16 protein-coding genes are annotated in these 18640 nt (G+C 62.8%); 5 read left to right on the top strand and 11 right to left on the bottom strand.

Annotation, left to right across the window (positions count from 1 at the left end; translation table 11 throughout):
* Nucleotides 1-43 precede the first annotated feature (43 nt).
* Both RQX22_RS02875 and RQX22_RS02870 read left to right on the top strand, forming a co-directional pair.
* Nucleotides 44-1069, top strand: a complete 1026-nt coding sequence (locus RQX22_RS02875; RefSeq protein WP_315723426.1) for a 2-oxoacid:ferredoxin oxidoreductase subunit beta — start codon at nt 44-46, stop codon at nt 1067-1069.
* Between the two features lie 30 nt (nt 1070-1099).
* Nucleotides 1100-2368, top strand: a complete 1269-nt coding sequence (locus RQX22_RS02870; RefSeq protein ID WP_315723423.1) for a cyclopropane-fatty-acyl-phospholipid synthase family protein — start codon at nt 1100-1102, stop codon at nt 2366-2368.
* A gap of 54 nt (nt 2369-2422) precedes the next feature.
* Here the strand turns inward: RQX22_RS02870 and RQX22_RS02865 are convergent, their stop codons facing one another.
* Complete coding sequence (locus RQX22_RS02865; RefSeq protein ID WP_315723421.1) at nt 2423-3133, bottom strand: SDR family NAD(P)-dependent oxidoreductase; 711 nt, start codon at nt 3131-3133, stop codon at nt 2423-2425.
* Nucleotides 3133-4590: an amidophosphoribosyltransferase gene (gene purF, locus RQX22_RS02860; RefSeq protein ID WP_315723419.1), complete on the bottom strand. Its 1458-nt coding sequence runs from the start codon at nt 4588-4590 to the stop codon at nt 3133-3135. The genes RQX22_RS02865 and purF overlap by 1 nt, the downstream gene beginning before the upstream one ends.
* Before the next feature lie 168 nt (nt 4591-4758).
* Between purF and RQX22_RS02855 the strand changes: the two genes are divergently transcribed.
* The 3 genes from RQX22_RS02855 to RQX22_RS02845 all read left to right on the top strand — a co-directional run bounded on the left by RQX22_RS02855 (nt 4759) and on the right by RQX22_RS02845 (nt 7616).
* Nucleotides 4759-5271: a hypothetical protein gene (locus RQX22_RS02855; protein ID WP_315723417.1), complete on the top strand. Its 513-nt coding sequence runs from the start codon at nt 4759-4761 to the stop codon at nt 5269-5271.
* A 68-nt stretch (nt 5272-5339) separates the two neighbouring features.
* Nucleotides 5340-5765, top strand: a complete 426-nt coding sequence (locus tag RQX22_RS02850) for a MerR family transcriptional regulator (RefSeq protein WP_315723416.1) — start codon at nt 5340-5342, stop codon at nt 5763-5765.
* A 54-nt stretch (nt 5766-5819) separates the two neighbouring features.
* The gene (locus tag RQX22_RS02845; protein ID WP_315723414.1) at nt 5820-7616 is read left to right on the top strand and encodes an acyl-CoA dehydrogenase C-terminal domain-containing protein; all 1797 of its coding nucleotides are present in this window, start codon (nt 5820-5822) and stop codon (nt 7614-7616) included.
* Nucleotides 7617-7811: 195 nt separating this feature from the next.
* Here the strand turns inward: RQX22_RS02845 and RQX22_RS02840 are convergent, their stop codons facing one another.
* The 9 genes from RQX22_RS02840 to RQX22_RS02800 all read right to left on the bottom strand — a co-directional run bounded on the left by RQX22_RS02840 (nt 7812) and on the right by RQX22_RS02800 (nt 18554).
* Nucleotides 7812-8117: a hypothetical protein gene (locus tag RQX22_RS02840; RefSeq protein WP_315723412.1), complete on the bottom strand. Its 306-nt coding sequence runs from the start codon at nt 8115-8117 to the stop codon at nt 7812-7814.
* Nucleotides 8118-8218: 101 nt separating this feature from the next.
* Nucleotides 8219-8416 carry a hypothetical protein gene (locus RQX22_RS02835; protein WP_315723410.1) on the bottom strand — a complete coding sequence of 66 codons (198 nt, stop codon included), beginning with the start codon at nt 8414-8416 and terminating at the stop codon, nt 8219-8221.
* A gap of 140 nt (nt 8417-8556) precedes the next feature.
* On the bottom strand, nt 8557-9477 hold the full coding sequence (cysK, locus tag RQX22_RS02830) for a cysteine synthase A (protein WP_315723408.1): 921 nt from the start codon (nt 9475-9477) through the stop codon (nt 8557-8559).
* A 190-nt stretch (nt 9478-9667) separates the two neighbouring features.
* Entirely contained in the window at nt 9668-11701 is a 2034-nt protein-coding gene (locus tag RQX22_RS02825; RefSeq protein WP_315723406.1) for a serine hydrolase domain-containing protein, read from the bottom strand.
* 72 nt (nt 11702-11773) lie between these two features.
* Nucleotides 11774-13390 (bottom strand): N-acyl-D-amino-acid deacylase family protein, encoded by a 1617-nt coding sequence (locus RQX22_RS02820; protein ID WP_315723404.1) that lies wholly within the window; start codon nt 13388-13390, stop codon nt 11774-11776.
* Between the two features lie 225 nt (nt 13391-13615).
* Nucleotides 13616-14887 (bottom strand): MFS transporter, encoded by a 1272-nt coding sequence (locus tag RQX22_RS02815; RefSeq protein ID WP_315723403.1) that lies wholly within the window; start codon nt 14885-14887, stop codon nt 13616-13618.
* A 75-nt stretch (nt 14888-14962) separates the two neighbouring features.
* Nucleotides 14963-17236 carry an ATP-dependent helicase gene (locus tag RQX22_RS02810; protein ID WP_315723401.1) on the bottom strand — a complete coding sequence of 758 codons (2274 nt, stop codon included), beginning with the start codon at nt 17234-17236 and terminating at the stop codon, nt 14963-14965.
* Nucleotides 17237-17274: 38 nt separating this feature from the next.
* Nucleotides 17275-17817: a 16S rRNA (guanine(966)-N(2))-methyltransferase RsmD gene (rsmD, locus tag RQX22_RS02805; protein ID WP_315723399.1), complete on the bottom strand. Its 543-nt coding sequence runs from the start codon at nt 17815-17817 to the stop codon at nt 17275-17277.
* On the bottom strand, nt 17814-18554 hold the full coding sequence (locus tag RQX22_RS02800; protein WP_315723397.1) for a pseudouridine synthase: 741 nt from the start codon (nt 18552-18554) through the stop codon (nt 17814-17816). The genes rsmD and RQX22_RS02800 overlap by 4 nt, the downstream gene beginning before the upstream one ends.
* Nucleotides 18555-18640: the final 86 nt, after the last annotated feature.

Here is an 18640-nt window from a genome sequence, read left to right as displayed (position 1 = left end):
CGTCGTGCTTCTGATCGTCTATCTGACCCGTGGATTTTAGCTGATGAACGAACTCGTCAAACTCACGCCCAAGGATTTCGCTACCGACCAGGAGGTGCGCTGGTGTCCGGGCTGCGGCGATTACGCCGTGTTGAAGGCCGTGCAGAGGACGATGCCGGAACTGGGCGTGCGCCCGGAAAATATCGTCTTCGTCTCCGGGATCGGCTGTTCGTCCCGTTTCCCTTATTATATGGAGACTTACGGGTTCCACACCATTCACGGACGGGCGCCGGCCATCGCCACAGGGGTCAAGCTCGCCAATCCGGAACTCGATGTCTGGATCATCACGGGCGACGGTGATGCGCTGTCGATCGGCGGCAACCACACGATGCATGTGCTGCGCCGGAACCTGGACTGCCAGATCCTCCTGTTCAACAACGAGATTTACGGCCTGACCAAAGGGCAATATTCGCCGACCAGCCGGGTCGGCACCCGCTCGCCCTCGACGCCGTTCGGGTCGGTCGACCGGCCGGTCAGTCCCTCTGCCTTCGCCTTGGGTTCCGGTGCGCGCTTCGTTGCGCGCGGGATCGACGTGAACAAAAATCTTCCCGATGTCCTCAAGGCCGCGCACAGCCACAAGGGCGCTTCCTTCGTGGAGATCTTCCAGAATTGCATCGTCTATAATGACGACGTTTTCGCGCCCTTTACCGCCAAGGAATTCGCAGCCGACAAGCAGCTTTGGCTGAAGGCGGGCGAACCGATGCTGTTCGCCAACGGCGCGAAGGGCCTGACCCTTGATCGAGAATCGCTCCGTGTGAAGGTCGTCGACGTCGTGGACGGGGAGTGGCAGAGCGCCGGCGTGATCGTGCACGAGCCCGCTAACAAGATGATCGCCCATATGCTGGTCGATATGCCGTTCGGAGCCTTCCCGATGGCGCTCGGCGTGATCTACGAGCATCCCGCGCCCAGCTTCGAAGACGCTGTCGTCGAGCAGAATGCGCAGGCCAGCACGGGGAAGGTCCCGGACCTCCAGGCCTTGGTCTCCCGCGGCCAGAGCTGGGAAGTCACCAAGGAGCCTCACGTCATCTAAGGACCCCAGGGCGCGCTCGGAGGGGCAAGAATGAACCAGCGGCCGAGAGGCAATCATCTCGTTTCCGCCGATCGCGGTTTCGCGACCGGCGGCGGAATGCTCGCACGTCTGTTCGGCGGCGGCTTCAATCCCATCCTGGACCGGGTGGACAGGGGACTTTCCCAGGGCGCGATCGAAGCCATTCTGCCTGACGGCAGCCGTCGCACGCTCGGCGGCCGCGCGGCCGGCCCGATCGCCATCGTCCATCTTCGCAGCTGGCGGCCGCTGGTGCGCCTCGCCACATCCGGGTCGGTCGGTTGGTACAAGGCCTGGGAGCAGGGTGAATGGACGAGTCCCGACCCGGTGCCGCTGTTCGGTCTCTTCATGCGCAATGGCGAGCGGCTTGGGGACACGGGCCGGGCCAAAGGCCTGTTCCGCCTGGTGAACAGGCTATCCCATCGTTTCCGCGACAATGACAAGGAAGGCGCCCGGCGGAACATCTCGCACCATTATGACCTCGGCAATGATTTCTACGCCGCCTGGCTGGACGAAAGCCTGACCTATTCGAGCGCGATCTTCGCCGAGCCCATCACGAGCAGTGAATCCCTGGAGGATGCGCAGGCCCGCAAATTACGCCTGCTGCTGGATCGTTTGGCTTTGAAGCCAGGTCAGCGGCTGCTGGAAATCGGATGCGGCTGGGGCTCCCTCGCCGAGGCGGCTGTGCGGGATCATCAGGTGGATGTCGTCGGGCTGACGCTTTCGAAGGAGCAGAAGGACCTTGCCGACCAGCGGCTCGCCGAAGCGCGCTGCGGTGATCGGGTTTCGATTGAACTCAAGGATTATCGCGATGCCGACGGCGTTTTCGATGCCGTGGCAAGCGTCGAGATGGTGGAGGCCGTGGGCCAGGATTATTGGCCTTCCTACCTGCGAAGCATTGCTCGGGTCCTGAAGCCGGGCGGGCGGGCCGCGCTCCAGCTGATAGCGATCAAGGAGAGCCTGTTCGAAGGTTATGCGTCCAATGCGGACTTCATCCAGACCTATATCTTCCCGGGCGGGATGCTGATCAGCGAGGAGAGATTCCGTGCGATCGCACAAGATTGCCGCCTCGAATGGCGGGATCGTCGCGGCTACGGTCTTCACTATGCCGAGACGTTGAAACGCTGGCGCGAGCGTTATGATCGAGCGGTGGCCGAGCGCCGCCTGCCACCGGAGTTCGACGAGCAATTCCACAAATTGTGGCGCTATTATCTGATGTATTGCGAAGGCGGGTTTCGCGGCGGCGGCATCGATGTCGCGCAGGTGACCTTGGTCAAGCGGTGAAGGGCCGACTTTCCGCCTGCTCCCGCCATGCGCCGGTGGGAGGATATGAAAGGATCAGCCCGGTATCTTGAGACTTCGGCCGGTCTCAAAGTCCTGGCCCAGCAGTTCGACGATCGCCGCGGCGACGGCGGCTGGCGGCTTCAGGGTCGAGGAATCTTCCCCGGGAAAGGCACGTGCACGCATCGCCGTCGCGGTGGCGCCGGGATCGACGATCGCCACCTTGATCGGCGAGAGGTTGCGCACCTCCTCGGCATAGCTCAGCGCCAGATTCTCCAGCGCCGCCTTCGATGCCCCATAAGCCCCCCAATAAGCGCGGGGCGTCTGTCCGACGCTCGAAGTGATGGCGATGAGTCGGCCGGCCGCGCTCTTGCGGAGCAACGGGTCGAAGGCGGCGATCATCGCCTGCTGCGCGAGCAGGTTGAGAGTCAGGACCCTGGAAAATTCCTTGGCGTCTATCTGCGATACCGGTGAGAGCGAGCCGAGCATGGCGGCATTGAGAATGAGGATGTCGAGCGACTTCCAGCGTTCGCCCACGGCGGCGGCCAGGCGCGCGATGCTCTCATTTTCGGTGAGATCGAGCGGAGCGATGGTGGCGTTGCCGCCATCGGCATGAATCTTTTCCTCGACCTCTTCGAGCTCCGCGGTCGTCCGCGCCGTCAGGATGACGTGGGCCCCTTCGGCGGCAAGCGCGATGGCTGTCGCCGCGCCAATGCCCCGGCTTGCGCCCGTGACCAGGGCGAGCCTTGCCTCCAGCGATCCGCTCATCAGGCGTAGCGTTCGGCCAGCAGCGCCAACTGATCCGTCGGCTCATGCTCTTCCTGGTCGGTAAGACGGGTCGGATAATCGCCCGTGAAACAGGCGTCGCAATATTGCGGCTGCCCTTCGTCACGCATGTCCTCGCTCAACGCGCGGTAGAGCCCGTCGATCGAGACGAAAGCGAGGCTGTCCGCATTGATATAATCGGCCATCTCGACGACATTCATCTGGGCCGCCAGCAGTTTGGCCCTTTCGGGCGTGTCGACGCCGTAAAAGCAGCTATGGCGGGTCGGCGGGCTGGCGATCCGCATATGCACCTCGCGCGCGCCGGCGTCGCGAAGCATCTGGACGATCTTCAGGCTGGTCGTGCCGCGGACGATCGAATCGTCGATGAGGACGATACTCTTGCCCTGAATGAGTGCGCTGTTGGCATTGTGCTTCAGCTTGACGCCGAGGTGCCGGACCTGATCGCCCGGCTGGATGAAGGTCCGGCCGACATAATGCGAGCGGATGATGCCAAGCTCGAACGGGATTCCAGATTGCTGGGCATAGCCGATCGCCGCCGGCACGCCGCTGTCAGGCACCGGTACGACATAATCGGCCGCCACCGGATTCTCGATCGCCAGCTCCGCGCCGATCCGCTTCCGGACCGAATAGACCGAAGACCCGTCGACGATGCTGTCGGGACGCGAGAAATAGACGTGCTCGAATATGCACGGGCGGGGCCGGACCGGCGCGAACGGGCGGATCGACTTCAGTCCGCGTTCGGAAACGATGATGAGCTCGCCCGGCTCCACCGACCGGATATAGGTCGCGCCGACCACGTCCAGCGCGACCGTCTCGGATGCAAAAATATAAGCGTCGCCAAGCCTGCCCATCACCAGCGGCCGGATGCCCAGCGGATCGCGGCAGGCGATAATTCCTTCATTGGTCAGGCAGACGAGAGAATAAGCGCCCTCGACCTGCTTCAGCGCGTCGATGAAACGATCGAGCAGGGTTCGATAATTCGATGTCGCCACCAGATGGATGATGACTTCGGTGTCGGAGGTAGACTGGAAGATCGAACCGCGCCTGTTCAGTTCCTTCCTGAGCTTTGCCGCGTTGGAGAGGTTGCCGTTATGGGCGATGGCAAAGCCGCCGCCGCTCAATTCCGCGAACAAGGGCTGGACGTTGCGAAGGGCGGTCTCGCCGGTTGTGGAATAGCGGACATGCCCGATCGCGGCTTCGCCGGCGAGGCTGCGGATGATATCGTCGCGGTCGAAATTGCCGGCTACGTGACCCTGGGCGCGGTGCGCATGGAAGGCGCGGCCGTCCCAGCTGGTGATCCCCGCAGCTTCCTGCCCGCGATGCTGCAGCGCGTGGAGACCCAATGCGACGATGGCGGACGCAGTTTCGGCGCCCCATATACCGAAGACGCCGCATTCCTCACGCAGCTTGTCGTCATCGAATGGATGAGTGGTCAGCATCGCTTTAGGTTCCGACCCTTGTGCGTGATTGCCCGTTGCCGGCCATATAGGAAGTGCGGACGGCTTTGTCGCCCCTCCTCGGTCATAGAATTGCAATGATCGGTCTACTCGCCCTGCGAGCTTGTCCGAATCCCGCCCTGCTGCCAGGGTTTGCCGAGGAGTAAGGCCATGAAAAAGTCCCTGATCGCTCTGATAATGCTGGCGGGTTGCGGATCGTCCGAGCAGCCGTCGAACAACTTCTCCGCCGCTGCAGGCGGCGTTGGCGCGGAAAATCGAATCGTTGCCGACCTCGGTCTGACCGGCCTCTACGAAAGCGGCTCGGTCAAGCAGCCCAACCAGCTTTGCATCGTCGACACGGACAAAGGTCCCGCCCAGTTCGGCCTCGTCGTCTGGGGAGGCAATCTCCACAATTGTTCCGGCGCCGGTGAAGCTGTCCGAGACGGGCAAAGATTACGCCTGACCATGGCCGGAGACCAGGCCTGCGAGATCGAGGCGACGATGAAGCACGGTGCCATCACTTTGTCGGATACCATCCCGGACGGCTGTTCTTATTATTGCGGCGCGCGTGCCCGGATGGACGGCGCGACTTTCATGAAGAAGGGCGGAACGGTCGAGGATGCGATGAAGGCGAAGGATCTGGTCGGCGAGCCGCTCTGCGCGGGGCTCTCGGAGAACGGGTGAAGAGGTCCGCAAGCCGGCTGTGCCCGCTTTTTCTTGACGTTGACGTGAACGTAAAGTAACGGACCGACATGCTCGATACCGCTCTCCATTCCGACTTTCGCGGGCCGGAAGGCCATGCGAAAATTTATTCGATCACCGATCTGTGCGACGAATTCGGCGTCACGGCCCGCGCGCTTCGATTTTACGAGGACGAAGGGCTGATCGCGCCCCATCGCCATGGTCTGGCGCGAATCTATTCCTGGCGGGATCGGGCACGTCTCGCCTGGATTCTTCGTGGCAAGAGGGTCGGGTTCAGCCTGGCCGACATCCGCGAGATGATCGATCTTTACGACATCGGCGACAATCGCGAGTCGCAGCGTCGGGTGACGATCCGCAAGTGTCTCGAGAGGGTCGACCTCCTGAAGAAGCAGCGGGTCGACATCGATGCGACGATCGCGGAACTTGAACAATTCGTTGCCACGATCGAGGTGCTCGACCTTTCGGGATCGTCCTGAAGCCATCCGACAATCCCGGTCCCAGGCGGGCCGTCTATCGAGGAGTCCTTTCGAATGCCGAGCTATTCCGCCCCCGTCCGCGAAACACGCTATATTTTCGATCATGTGCTCGGCCTCGAACGCTATTCCAACATGCCGGGCTTCGAAAATGCGACGCCCGATCTGATCGAAGCGATCCTGACGGAAGGCGCACGCTTTTCGGAAGAAGTGCTCGCGCCGTTGAATCGCGTCGGTGACGAGCACGGCTGCGTCCGTCACGACGATGGATCGGTCACGACGCCCCCGGGCTTCAAGGAAGCTTATGATCAGTTCGTTGCGGGCGGCTGGACCACGCTCTCGGCGCCGGAGGAGTTTGGCGGGCAGGGGCTTCCCCAGATTCTGGCGACCGCAATCAGCGAATATCTGCTCTCGGCCAACCAGGCTTTCGAAATGTATCACGGCCTGACCCAGGGCGCGATCGCTTCGATCCTGGTCAAGGGCAGCGACGAGCAGAAGCTCAAATATCTGCCGAACATGGTGTCCGGCCGCTGGACCGGAACGATGAATCTGACCGAGCCGCATTGCGGCACGGACCTCGGCCTGCTTCGCACCAAGGCGGAACCGCAGCCTGACGGCAGTTACAAGATCTCGGGAACCAAGATCTTCATTTCCTCGGGCGAGCATGATCTGGCCGAAAACATCATCCACCTGGTCCTGGCGAAGATCAGCGGCGCCCCGGATACCGTCAAAGGCATTTCTCTTTTCATCGTCCCCAAATTTCTGGTGAACGAGGATGGCTCGCTGGGCGAGCGCAATGGCGTCCTTTGCGGCTCCATCGAGGAAAAGATGGGGATCCACGGCAACTCGACCTGCCTGCTCAATTATGACGGGGCCACAGGCTATCTGGTCGGAGAGCCGGAAAAGGGCCTCGCGGCGATGTTCATCATGATGAATGCGGCGCGGCTGGGCGTAGGTCTTCAGGGGCTGGCACAAGGCGAGGTCGCGTATCAGAACGCGGTACAATATGCGAAGGACCGCCGGCAAGGCAGGGCGCTTGTCGCGGAGCAGCGCGAGGAAGGTGCAAAGGCCGATCCGATCATCGTCCATCCGGACGTCCGCCGCCTGCTGATGGAGGCCAAGGCCTTCAACGAAGCGGCCCGGGCGCTCATCCTCTGGGGCGCGCTGCAGGTCGACATCAGCCGCAAGGCCCAGACCGAGGAAGAACGAGAATCGGCGATGGACCTGATCTCGCTGCTCACGCCGGTCATCAAGGGCTATCTGACCGACAAAGGCTTCGACGCCGCGGTCAATGCCCAGCAAGTCTATGGCGGGCACGGCTATATCCGCGAATGGGGAATGGAGCAGTTCGTGCGCGATGCCCGCATCGCCCAGATCTACGAAGGAACGAACGGCATCCAGGCGCTCGATCTGGTCGGCCGCAAACTTGGCCAGAATGGCGGCCGCGCGGTGCAGGCCTTCTTTCGTCTGGTGATGGAGGAGGTGGCCGAAGCCAAAGGCGACGACAGGAACGCCGCGCTTGCAGCCGGTCTGGAACGCGCCGCGGGCGATCTGCAGACCGCGACGATGTGGCTGATGCAGAACGGCCCTGCCAATCCCAACAATGCGGGTGCGGCGGCCTACCCCTATATGACCATGATGGGGATCGTCTCGCTTGGCCTGATGTGGCTGCGCATGGCCAAGGCGAGCGCCAAATTGCTGACCGAGGGCACGGAAGACAAGGATTTCCACGAGGCCAAGCTGATGACGGCGCGCTTCTTCGCCGATCGTATCCTTCCGGAAACCAATGCGCTTCGCCGGAAGATCGAGTCGGGGTCCGAGAGCCTGATGGCGCTCCCGGCGGAAGCCTTTTGATCGACGGTCCAGCCAAGCTTTGCTGAGGAAGCCGGAATGGTAGAGGCCGGCGCTCATGGAGCGCCGGCCCCTCCCTCGTTACGCAACCCGAGGGGCCGGCCTCAGCCGACAAGCTGGCTTATGCTTTGATTCGCTTGATGAATTGCTGAATGAATCCGTCAGCCGCCGTTCACCGATAAGATCTGGAACCGGGCTTCAGCCTTTGTTCTCCGACGGCTCGTTATTCACATCTATGTCGACGTCCGGAACTTTCAGGTCGACGTCGGGCAGTTTCAGTTCGGGTGCTTCGACATTGACGTTGATGTCTCCCTTGTCGGCACCGCCCGTCAGATCGCCGCCGAACAGGAAGAAGAGCAGGGCGAGGACGGCGATCAGGAGGATGATGGCGATCATGATACCGCCGCCGCCGCGACCGCGGTCCGTCTGGATCACTGTGGTTCGCTCGGTTTCACGAATCGGCTCCGGCCTTACCGGTTCCCGGTCTCGGTCTTGGTCGCTCATCACTCACTCCACGCTGTGATAGTTACAGAGGCGAAACGCTGAGTGGATAAACAGGGTTCCCTACAGCGGTCGTGCCGGCTCCTCGCAAGCAATCAAATCGCCTATTGAGTGGGTGTCGCCGGAGTCTCCACCTTCACGTTCACGTCGCTTGCATCGCCGCCGCCCAGAAGCTGACCGCCGAAGAGATAGAAAAGCAGCGCCAGCACGGCGAGAAGCAGAATGACCGCGATCAGGACACCGCCCCCTCCACGTTCGCGGGTCTCGATAATGGTCGTTTCACGTTCCCTATTATCGCTCATGGCCAATCCTCCCTTTTTGTTTCGGGAGCTTAACGCAAGGCGTGTCAGCGCGGTTCCTCACCTTGGCAGGGACAGACCAGGCCGGCCGGTCCTTCCGCAAAGGGGAGGACCTGGCCTTGCGACAGGTTTAATGTTCGCCGTCACTCTTCCGGAAGGAAATCCGGTACCGACAGATAACGCTCGCCAGTATCGTAGTTGAAGCTCAGCACCCGGCTGCCCTGGGGCAATTCCTTCAGCTTCTGCGATACGGCGGCAAGGCTTGCGCCCGAACTGATGCCCACCAGGACACCCTCCTCGCGGGCGGCGCGGCGCGCCCATTCCTTGGCATCGGCAGGATCGACCTGGATCGTGCCGTCGAGAAGGTCGGTGTGCAGGTTCTTCGGCACGAAACCGGCACCAATGCCCTGGATCGGGTGGGGGCCGGGCTGGCCGCCGGAAATGACCGGCGACAGTGTCGGCTCCACCGCGAACACCTTGAGGCTGGGCCATTCCTTCTTCAACAGCTGCGCGCAACCGGTGATATGACCGCCCGTGCCGACACCCGTGATCAGCACGTCGATCGGATTGTCGCGGAAATCGTTCAATATTTCCTGTGCGGTCGTGCGGACATGGACATCGATATTCGCCTGGTTTTCGAATTGTTGCGGGATCCAGCCGCCCTCGGTCGTTGAGAGCAGTTCCTGAGCGCGCTCGATGGCGCCCTTCATGCCCTTCTCCCGGGGCGTGAGATCGAAGCTCGCGCCATAGGCAAGCATCAGCCTGCGCCTTTCCAGACTCATGCTCTCCGGCATGACCAGGACCAACCGATAGCCCTTGACCGCGGCCACCATGGCAAGTCCGATTCCGGTATTGCCGGATGTCGGTTCGATGATCGTACCACCGGGCTTCAGGGCACCCGACCGTTCGGCATCTTCGATCATCGCCAGCGCGATCCTGTCCTTGATCGAACCCCCGGGGTTGGACCGTTCGGACTTGATCCAGACTTCCGCCGATCCGAACAGACGATTCACCCGAATATGGGGGGTGTTGCCGATCGTCTCCAGGATGCTTGCCGCTCTCATATCGATTTCTCCTGTGCTCTGTGTCTGGCCCTGTTTCGAGCCGTTCGAAGCCGTGCGGTCGTCCGCTTGGGCCAAGCGCTAGATCAAGGGTTCTCGCAGCGCAAGCGGACGAGAGCCGCTGCGCAGCCACCTCGGTGCGGCTTTTGCATTCGAACAGGCCCCGCTGGTCAGTTGACGACGAAGAGGGAGGTCAAGCCCAGGGGCTGAGGCCACCCCGCATTCCGACGATCAAGGCGAGAAACAGAAACAGGAGGATCGCGAGGGTCTGACGAACATAGGCGCTGACCGTCCAGCCGGCTTCCGCACGGCCCGTACCGCGTCTGGGCAGAACCATCATTATGAACGCGACGATCGTGGCCAGGGTCGCCGCAAGCGCCAGGATCGAACCCAATAGCAATGGCGTGGCCGGCCAATTGTACATCGAACGGCCCGGACCGCCGAACATCGGGAACCAGGAACAGGCCGAGATGATCGACGCGATCCACAAGGCGGCCGCGCCAAGCAAGGAGTAATGCGAGAGCCTCTGGTTGCGGATCGGCGAGGTAGCGGCCCGACGAGCGAGGAATGCCACCCACAGGCCGAAGCCCGTCAGCAACACCAGCAGAGCGGCCAGGTTGAGCATGTTCGTGCCCATCAGCGGCGTGGACCGCTCATAGGCATTGGTGCCGGAGGATTGATACATGGTTGTCGGCCGGCCGTTCTTGTCCAGGACGAAGTTCAGAAGATCCTCTCCGTCGGCGGCCACGAATTGCCCCGGCGTTCCTGAAGGCACCCAGCTCTGTGGCGAGCCTGCGCCGGCGGTTACGAGATAGCCGCTCGGGGTGACCGAAACGTCCATCACCCCACTGGTGAGGCCAACGAATTTCTCGAGACCTGAATAAGCGCGCCGCGTCAGCACCCAGGTCCCCGCATAATCATCACCCTGCTCGGCGAAGGCCGGATCGCCCGCCCGCTGCACGGGCGGCGTCCCGGCATAGAAACGGTCGACGATGGCCGCAGCGAAGGGCCCGCTGACCGCATTTGCGCCGATCGTGTTGGTGCTGATGAAGATGCCGAGATCAAGTTCAGGCACCAGGACCATGGAGGTGAAGAAGGCCGTGGTGCCGCCACCATGGCCATAGCCGGTGAAGCCGCCGGGCAGCCGCGACGTGACGAGGCCATGCGCCCATCCGTTGACACCCTCCGGCACCTTCATGATCGGCGTGCGGAATAAACGCGCCGATTCCGGTCCGAAGATCCTGGTCCCTTCGAGTGTGCCGTTGCGCAGATGCAGGCGCATATAGCGGGTCATGTCTTCGGCCGTCGTCGAGATGGAGCCGGCAGAGGCCACGGACGTGATGAAATCGAATCCGACCGGCTGGAAGCGCCCGCCCGACCAGCGGAAGCCGCTTGAAACGTCCGGCTGCAGAGCTGCGGACATGGGCTGCGGAAGTCCGGCACGTGGCTCATAAGGCTCCCGGAAGGTCGACCGGCGCATCTGCAATGGGCCGAATATCTCGCGATCGGCGACCGTGACGAAATCGGTGCCATTCAGCCGGGCGACTATCTCGCCGGCCAAGGCCACGCCGTAATTGGAGTAAGTGGAAAGCGCTCCGGCTTCCCGAACCCGATCCGGGCGATATTTCTCCAGATAATCGGCGGGAGGCACGAGCCGCTCCGACGTGTCGAAGAACAAATGACCGAGAGCGCGGTCTTCCATGCCTGGCGCATGGGCCATCAGGTCGACCACCCTGATCGGGCGCTTGAAACCCTGGTCGGGGATCTGAAGCTCGGGCGGAAGATATTTGTTCGCGGGATCGTCGAGCTTGACCCGACCCTTTTCCACTTCGCGGAGCAAGGCGATCCAGGTCATCGTCTTGGACACCGATCCGATGCGGAACAGGCTCTTGCGCGGGTCCACCGGACGCACCGGATCCACGCCGGCAATACCATAGCCCTTGAGGAGGATCGGCCGATCGTTTTGGACGATACCCACGGTGACCCCGGCGACATGACTGGCCGCCATGCCTTGCCGGACATAACCGTCGACGAAGGCCTCCAGCTGGTCGGCGGGGATCGGCGTGCCCCGCGCGAGCGGTTTGGTCGTGTCCAGCGAGGGCGCAAGCGCTGTGCCGGCCGCTTCCGGCGTAGCCTGAGGCGCATTTGGCAGAGATACCTGGGCACCGATGGCAGCGGCGGCCGTCAACAGGATGAGACCCAGCATGGGCTTGGCACCGATCATCATCACCTCCCTTTGTCCTTATTCAGCGCGTGTCCGTCTCATCCGTTCTTTGAGCAGGGCTGCCAGCCGCGAAACTCAACCCGGGCAGGAATGGCGCAGAACCTGGCCCGCCAGAGCGCCGGTGTGCTTCTTGCCATCGAAGGTCAGCTTTCCGTTGACCAGGACCGCTTCGATTCCGGTCGGGCTTGAGACGGGCTTTTCCCAGGAGGCGACATCGTCCAGTTTGTCATAATCGAACACGACCACGTCGGCACGCATTCCTTCGCGGACGAGCCCGCGGTCGGAAAGCCCCATGCGCTGCGCGGGCCAGCTCGTCATCTTCCGGACCGCTTCCGGGAGGCTGAGCACGGGCCTGCGTTTGACATATTCGGCGATCACGCGCGGTGCGGTGCCGTAGGAGCGCGGATGAGGCAGACCGAGCATGTCGATTTCGCCGAACTTGACCGAAGCGCCTGCATCGCTGCCGATGCTGGTCCAATCCTGACGGAGCGCGGTTTCTATATCCTGCTCGCTCATCATGAAGAACAGGGCCATCGGTCGCTTCGGGGCCTCGAGCAATATGTCCCAGGAGACATCGGCCGGGTCCTTGCCGAGCGCTTCGCCGATTTCCTGGAAATTCTTGCCGTGGAAGCGGGCATATTTTTCCAGATGGCTGTTGGCCAGGACGATATTCTTCCAACCGCCAGAGGCCTCGACCAGATTGGACCAACCGGGCTGCGATCCTTCCGCGAGTTCGCGCTTCATGCGGGCGCGCATCGCCGGATCGCGAAGTCGCTCTATGCCCTTGGCGCGGCCTTCGGACCACACCCAGCTTGGTACCGTGATGTCGAGTCCGGTACCGCCGGCGGTATAGGGGTAGAGATCTGCGGCAATGTCGACGCCGCGAGCCCGTGCGGCCGTGATAGCCGCCACGGCTTGAGGCATCAGCTTGCCCCAGAGTGGGGCGAAAGCCGCCTTCAAATGGAAGATCTCCACCTTCACGCCGCCTTTCTCGCCAATCTCGATCGCCTCGTTGATCGCTTTCAGAAGGTCGGCGCTTTCGTCGCGCATATGGGTGGCGTAGAAACCGTTGCACCGGCCGGCAACCTTGGCAAGGGCGATCAGATCGGCTGTCGTCTGGAAGCTGTTGGGCGCATAGATCAAGGCGCTGCTGATACCGAAGACACCCGCGCGCATCGCCGTGTCGACTTCCTCTTGCATCGCCTTCATCTGGGCGGGCGTGGGCCTGCCTTCGCCATCGCCGATGATTTTACCGCGCGCCTGCGCGGACGAATAATAAGTCCCGAAATTGACGGAAATGCCCTGTTGCTCGAGCTGGCGGAAATAATCGGTGATCTTCGCGGCCTCGACCGGTGTGCCGCCTTCGCCGGCGATGACAGTGGTGACGCCCTGCCGGATCTTGTTCTCGGCGAGGCCGCTTTGCAGCAAAGCTCGGCCGGACTGATCCATCATGTCGATGAAGCCCGGCGCGACATATCGGCCCTTCGCGTCGATTTCCTGTGCACCTTTACCGGTGACCGTGCCGACTTGAACGATGCGGCCGTCCTTGATGGCCACATCGGCCCTCACCCAGGGATTGCCGCCGCCGTCGAGGACGCGCCCCCCGCGAATGACGATGTCATAAGGGTCAGCAGGAGGATTGGCCGCGCCCATCAAGAGGATTGCAGCCAGAGTCGCCAGGGCCCGCTTCATTCAAACTCCTTTTCCGGGATCACCGAGACAAAGCAGCCGCCGAGGCACGGTCCACGCCAATTCACGTAGCCGGCCATGTCCGGTAACCACTTCGACGGCGTCCCCCTTTATGATCTTGTTGGCAGCGCGCGCTGCCTCATCAGGTCATTCTTTTGCAGAATGGACAACAATGTTCCAATCGCGCCAAGTGATGTCAAGGCCCGATCCAAAAGAGGGCCGATTCAATCATCTTTCAGGAGCGGATGCCTGGCTGCCTTCCGCGGGTGGATCGAAGCTTCGTGCGAGGCGGAGTTCCGGAAACCATCTGGCCCAGAGCAATGTCACGGCGATCGCCCCGAATCCGCCTGCCACAACGGCCGTGACCGGGCCGATCAGGGCGGCGAGGAAGCCCGACTCGGCCTCGCCGAGTTCGTTCGAGGCGGAAATGAAAAGGGATGAAACGGCAGAGACACGGCCGCGCATCGGATCCGGCGTGTAGAGCTGGATGAGCGACTGGCGCACATATGCGGACAACATGTCGGCCGAACCCAGCAGCGCCAGGCAGAACAGGGACAATGGCATGGAGCGGGAAAGGCCGAAGAGGATCGTCGCCGCTCCGAACACGCCCACTGCGCCGAGCATCTTGGCGCCAACATTATTCTTCAGCGGGTAGAAGGAAAACCAGAGCGCCGTCAGCGTCGCACCCACGGCGGGGGCGGCTCGCAAATGACCGAGGCCGGTCGGGCCCGCCTGCAGGATATCCCGCGCGAAGATCGGCAGCATGGCGGTGGCGCCGCCAAGCAGCACGGCAAAAAGATCGAGGGAGATCGCGCCCAGGACGAGACGGTGGTGGCGGACATAATGGAGCCCGTCGACCATCTGCCGCCAGGGATTGCGAGATCCTTCGATGGCCCGTCGCGTTACGGGCCGGACCAGAAACATGCACAACAGGGACAATGCGAACAGTCCGGCACTGACGGCATAGGGCATGACCGGAGCCCAGGCGTAAAGATAGCCGCCCAAAGCAGGCCCCGCGACGGCGCCCGATTGCCAGGCGATGGAACTCATCGCGATCGCCTTGGGCAGGATTGCGCGCGGAACCAAATTGGGGGCAAGCGCGCCGAGAGCCGGCCCGGCAAATGCGCGGGCGACGCCCAGGAAACCGGCTATGACGAACAGGTCGGTAAGCGTGGTCGTACCGGTATAAGCCAGCCAGCCGAGCGCGGCGGCGCATGCCAGTTCGAGCGCGATCGATCCCCGGGCGACGATCCGCCGGTCGACGCGGTCGGCAAGCCAGCCGGTCACCAGGGTCAGCGCGAACAGGGGTATGAACTGGACCAGGCCTACCAGGCCCAGCTGCAGCGCCGCCTCGCGCGTGTCCATGGTCAGGCGGGCAATGTCGTAAACCTGCCACCCGATCACGATCACCATGCACATCTGCGCGATCGTGGAGCCGAGCCTGGCGATCCAGTAGAAGCGGAAATCGCGATAGGCGAAGGGGGTGGCGGAGCCTGCCATCGGCGCGGCTCTACGGTCGATGACAGGAGGCCGCAATGGCCCGATCATTGCCTCCGGCAGACATCGGACCGAGCGTCAGGCGGGATTGACGAAACTGTCCAGGACACGCTTGCGCCCGGCATGTTCGAAGTCGATCTCCAACTTGTTGCCCTCGATTTCCGCCACCTTTCCGTAACCGAACTTGCTGTGAAAGACGCGGACACCGATTTCGATGTCGGACCGGCCCGGATTCCCCAGGCTGACGGCACTCGCCTTGGCCTCGATCACGCGCGGGGGAACCCGCTCGAAACCTCCGCTCACCGCGCGTCGCCAGCCGGGACCCCGACCTGTGCCGCGAGCGACATCGGCGAAGGGATCGGCATATTCAGACCAATTGGCCCGCCAAAGGCTTTCGCCGCCGCTCATGCTGTTTTCCTGCGTGACATGGGCGTCCGGAAGCTCGGTTACGAAGCGGGACGGGATGGACGAGGTCCACTGACCGTAGATGCGGCGATTGGCCGCATGCATGATGAAGCATTTTCGCCGCGCCCGGGTGATGGCGACATAAGCGAGCCGCCGCTCTTCTTCCAGGCTGGCATTGCCGCCTTCGTCCAGCGCCCGCTGCGATGGGAAGACGCCTTCCTCCCAGCCGGCGAGGAAGACGGTATCGAATTCGAGTCCCTTGGCGGCATGGATGGTCATGATGGTGACCTTCTCCGCGTCGCGGTCCGCATCATTGTCCATCACCAGGCTGACATGCTCGAGGAAGGCACCGAGCGTTTCATATTCCTCCATCGCCCGGGTCAGTTCGGTGAGATTCTCCAGCCGTCCGGCGCTGTCGGCCGACCGGTCCGCCTGGAGCATGGCCGTGTAGCCGGATTCGTCGAGCACCAGCCGCGCGAGCTCGGGATGGGGCAGTTCGTCGAGACGGGCGCGCCAGCGGGCAAAATCGCCGACCAGATTGGCGAGCGCGCGGCGCGCCTGCGGGGTCAATTCGTCACTGTCGAGGATTTGCGCCGCCGCCGCCAGAAGCGGCAGCCCCGCGGCCCGTCCCAGCGCATGGATCTTGGCGACCGCCTTGTCCCCCAGACCACGCTTCGGCGTGTTGACGATCCGTTCGAAGGCAAGATCGTCCGAGGGCTGCGCGATCACCCGCAGATAGGCAAGCGCATCCCTGATCTCCGCGCGTTCGTAAAAGCGGAAGCCGCCGACGATCCGATAGGGGAGGCCGATGGCGATGAACCGATCCTCGAACTCGCGGGTCTGGAACTGGGCGCGGACCAGGATCGCGACATCGTCGAGGCGGGTTCCACGGCGCTGGGCCGCCTCGATTTCCTCGCCGACCCTCCGGGCTTCTTCCGGACCATCCCATATGCCGACGACCTGCACTTTTTCGCCTTCGCCATGCTCGGTCCACAAAGTCTTGCCCAGACGGCCGCCATTATGAGCGATCAGGCCCGAAGCAGTGGCGAGGATATGGGGGGTCGACCGGTAATTCTGCTCCAGCCGGATGATCGTGGCCCCCGGGAAATCCTTCTCGAACCGAAGGATGTTCGCCACCTCGGCGCCACGCCAGCTATAGATGGACTGATCGTCATCACCGACGCAGCAGATATTCTTCCGCTCCTGCGCCAGCAGCCGCAGCCACAGATATTGGGACTGGTTGGTATCCTGATATTCGTCGACGAGGATGTATTTGAACCGCTGCTGGTAATGTTCCAGCACGTCGCGGTGGGTGCGCAATATCGTCAACATGTGCAGCAGCAGGTCGCCGAAGTCGCAAGCGTTGAGGGTCTTCAACCGTTCCTGGTAGCGGGCGTAGAGCTCGGCACCCTTGCCGTTGGCATATCCCTCGCTCTCCGCCGCGTCGACTTGCGCCGGGGTCCATCCTCTGTTCTTCCAGCGATCGATCAGGCCCGCCAGAAGGCGGGCGGGCCATCTCTTTTCGTCGAGATCGGCGGCGAGGATGAGCTGTTTGAGCAGACGCAGTTGATCGTCCGTGTCGAGAATGGTGAAGTTCGACTGCAGTCCGACCAGCTCGGCATGGCGCCTTAGCATGCGCGCGCCGATCGCATGGAAGGTTCCGAGCCACGGCATGCCTTCCACGGCTTCGCCGATGATGCGGCCGACCCGTTCCTTCATTTCCCGCGCCGCTTTGTTGGTGAAAGTGACGGCGAGGATTTCCGACGGCCAGGCGCGGCGGGTCGCGACCAGGTGCGCCAGCCGCGCCGTCAAGGCCGCCGTCTTGCCTGTACCTGCCCCGGCGAGCACAAGAACGGGACCTTCCGTGGTCAGCACGGCCTGGCGCTGCGGCGCATTGAGCCCCCGCAAATAGGGCGGTTCGGGCGAGGCGGAAACGGGCTGGGTCACGTCGAACAGTTAGTGAACAGAAGCGATCGGCACAACAGTCAGGAATGACGGCGAAGCAAATGGACACGGGCCTTGCCGAAGCGCCGCTCGGTCGCCACGTCGAAAAAAGAGGGCACGATCAGGGATCCGTCACTCTCCACGCTGATGAGGCCGGACGGGGCCATCCAGGCCGGATCGCGAAGCCGTTCCAGCGCCATTTCCGCCAAGCCTGTGGCGTAAGGCGGGTCGAGGAAGACGAGATCGCACGGGCGGGAAGGGGGTGCAACATGCTCGACGCTTTGGCTCATGACGTCCGCCTGTTCGGCTGCGCCCAATCGATCGACGTTCCGACGGATCGCATCCACCGCATTCCGATCATTCTCCACGAACCTGCAATGGGCTGCGCCGCGCGACAGGGCTTCCAGGCCCAGGGCGCCGGTGCCGGCGAACAGATCCGCGACATGCAGTCCTTCGAAGGTGCCGATGCGGCTGGTCAATATCGAGAACAAGCCTTCGCGTGCCCGGTCGCTGGTCGGACGCGTGGCTCCGCCCTCCGGGGCGGCCAGCGGCCGTCCGCGCCATGCGCCCGCGATGATCCTCACCGCAACGTCTTTCGAAACGCGGCCAAGTCATGCTGGTGGATCTCATCCACCGCTCCGGCCGGAAGATCGCCCAGCACGAATGGCCCGTAGGACGTGCGGATCAGACGGGAGACCTTGAGGCCGAGATGTTCCAGGACCCGTCGGACTTCGCGATTCTTGCCTTCCTTGAGCTTCATCTCCACCCAGCCGTTCCTGCCGGTCCGCCGCTCCAGATTGGCGTCGATCGAGCCATAACGCACGCCTTCTATCTCGACGCCCCCGATCAGTTCCTCCAACTGCGCCTGGCTGACGTCGCCGAACACACGGGCGCGATAGCTTCGCTCGACACCGCTCGACGGCAGCTCCAATTCTCGCTTCAGGCCCCCGTCGGTGGTGAGAAGAAGGAGGCCTTCGGTGTTGAGGTCGAGCCGTCCGACAGGCATCAGGCGGGGCAGGCCGCTTGGCAGACGATCATAGATCGTCGGGCGCCCTTTCGGATCGTGCGCGGTGGTGATGAAACCGGTGGGCTTGTGGAACCGGAACAATCGGGCCGCGAATGGCGCCTTGACAGGCTTGCCGTCGACGGTGACGCCCTGCAGCGACGTCAACAGGGTTGCGGGCTTTTCGACAGCAACACCGTTTATGGCGACCCGACGATCCTCGATCATTCGTTCGACCTCGCGACGCGAAGCGATGCCGGCGCGTGCCAGGAGTTTTGCGATGCGCTGCGGTTCGTTGGACAGGCGGGGCGGCGGCAAGGCGATCCTCCAAAGGGCTTGAGTCGGACGGCCGGAAATCGATTTGCGTCAGGCGACCGGTGACGGCTGGCACCGATGTCGTCGTC

Origin of the sequence: Sphingosinicella rhizophila, assembly GCF_032378825.1 — a bacterium.
Taxonomy (GTDB): Bacteria; Pseudomonadota; Alphaproteobacteria; order Sphingomonadales; family Sphingomonadaceae; genus Allosphingosinicella; species Allosphingosinicella rhizophila.
Note: the sequence above shows the minus strand (reverse complement) of the source record. Positions and strands in the feature narration are given on the sequence as shown.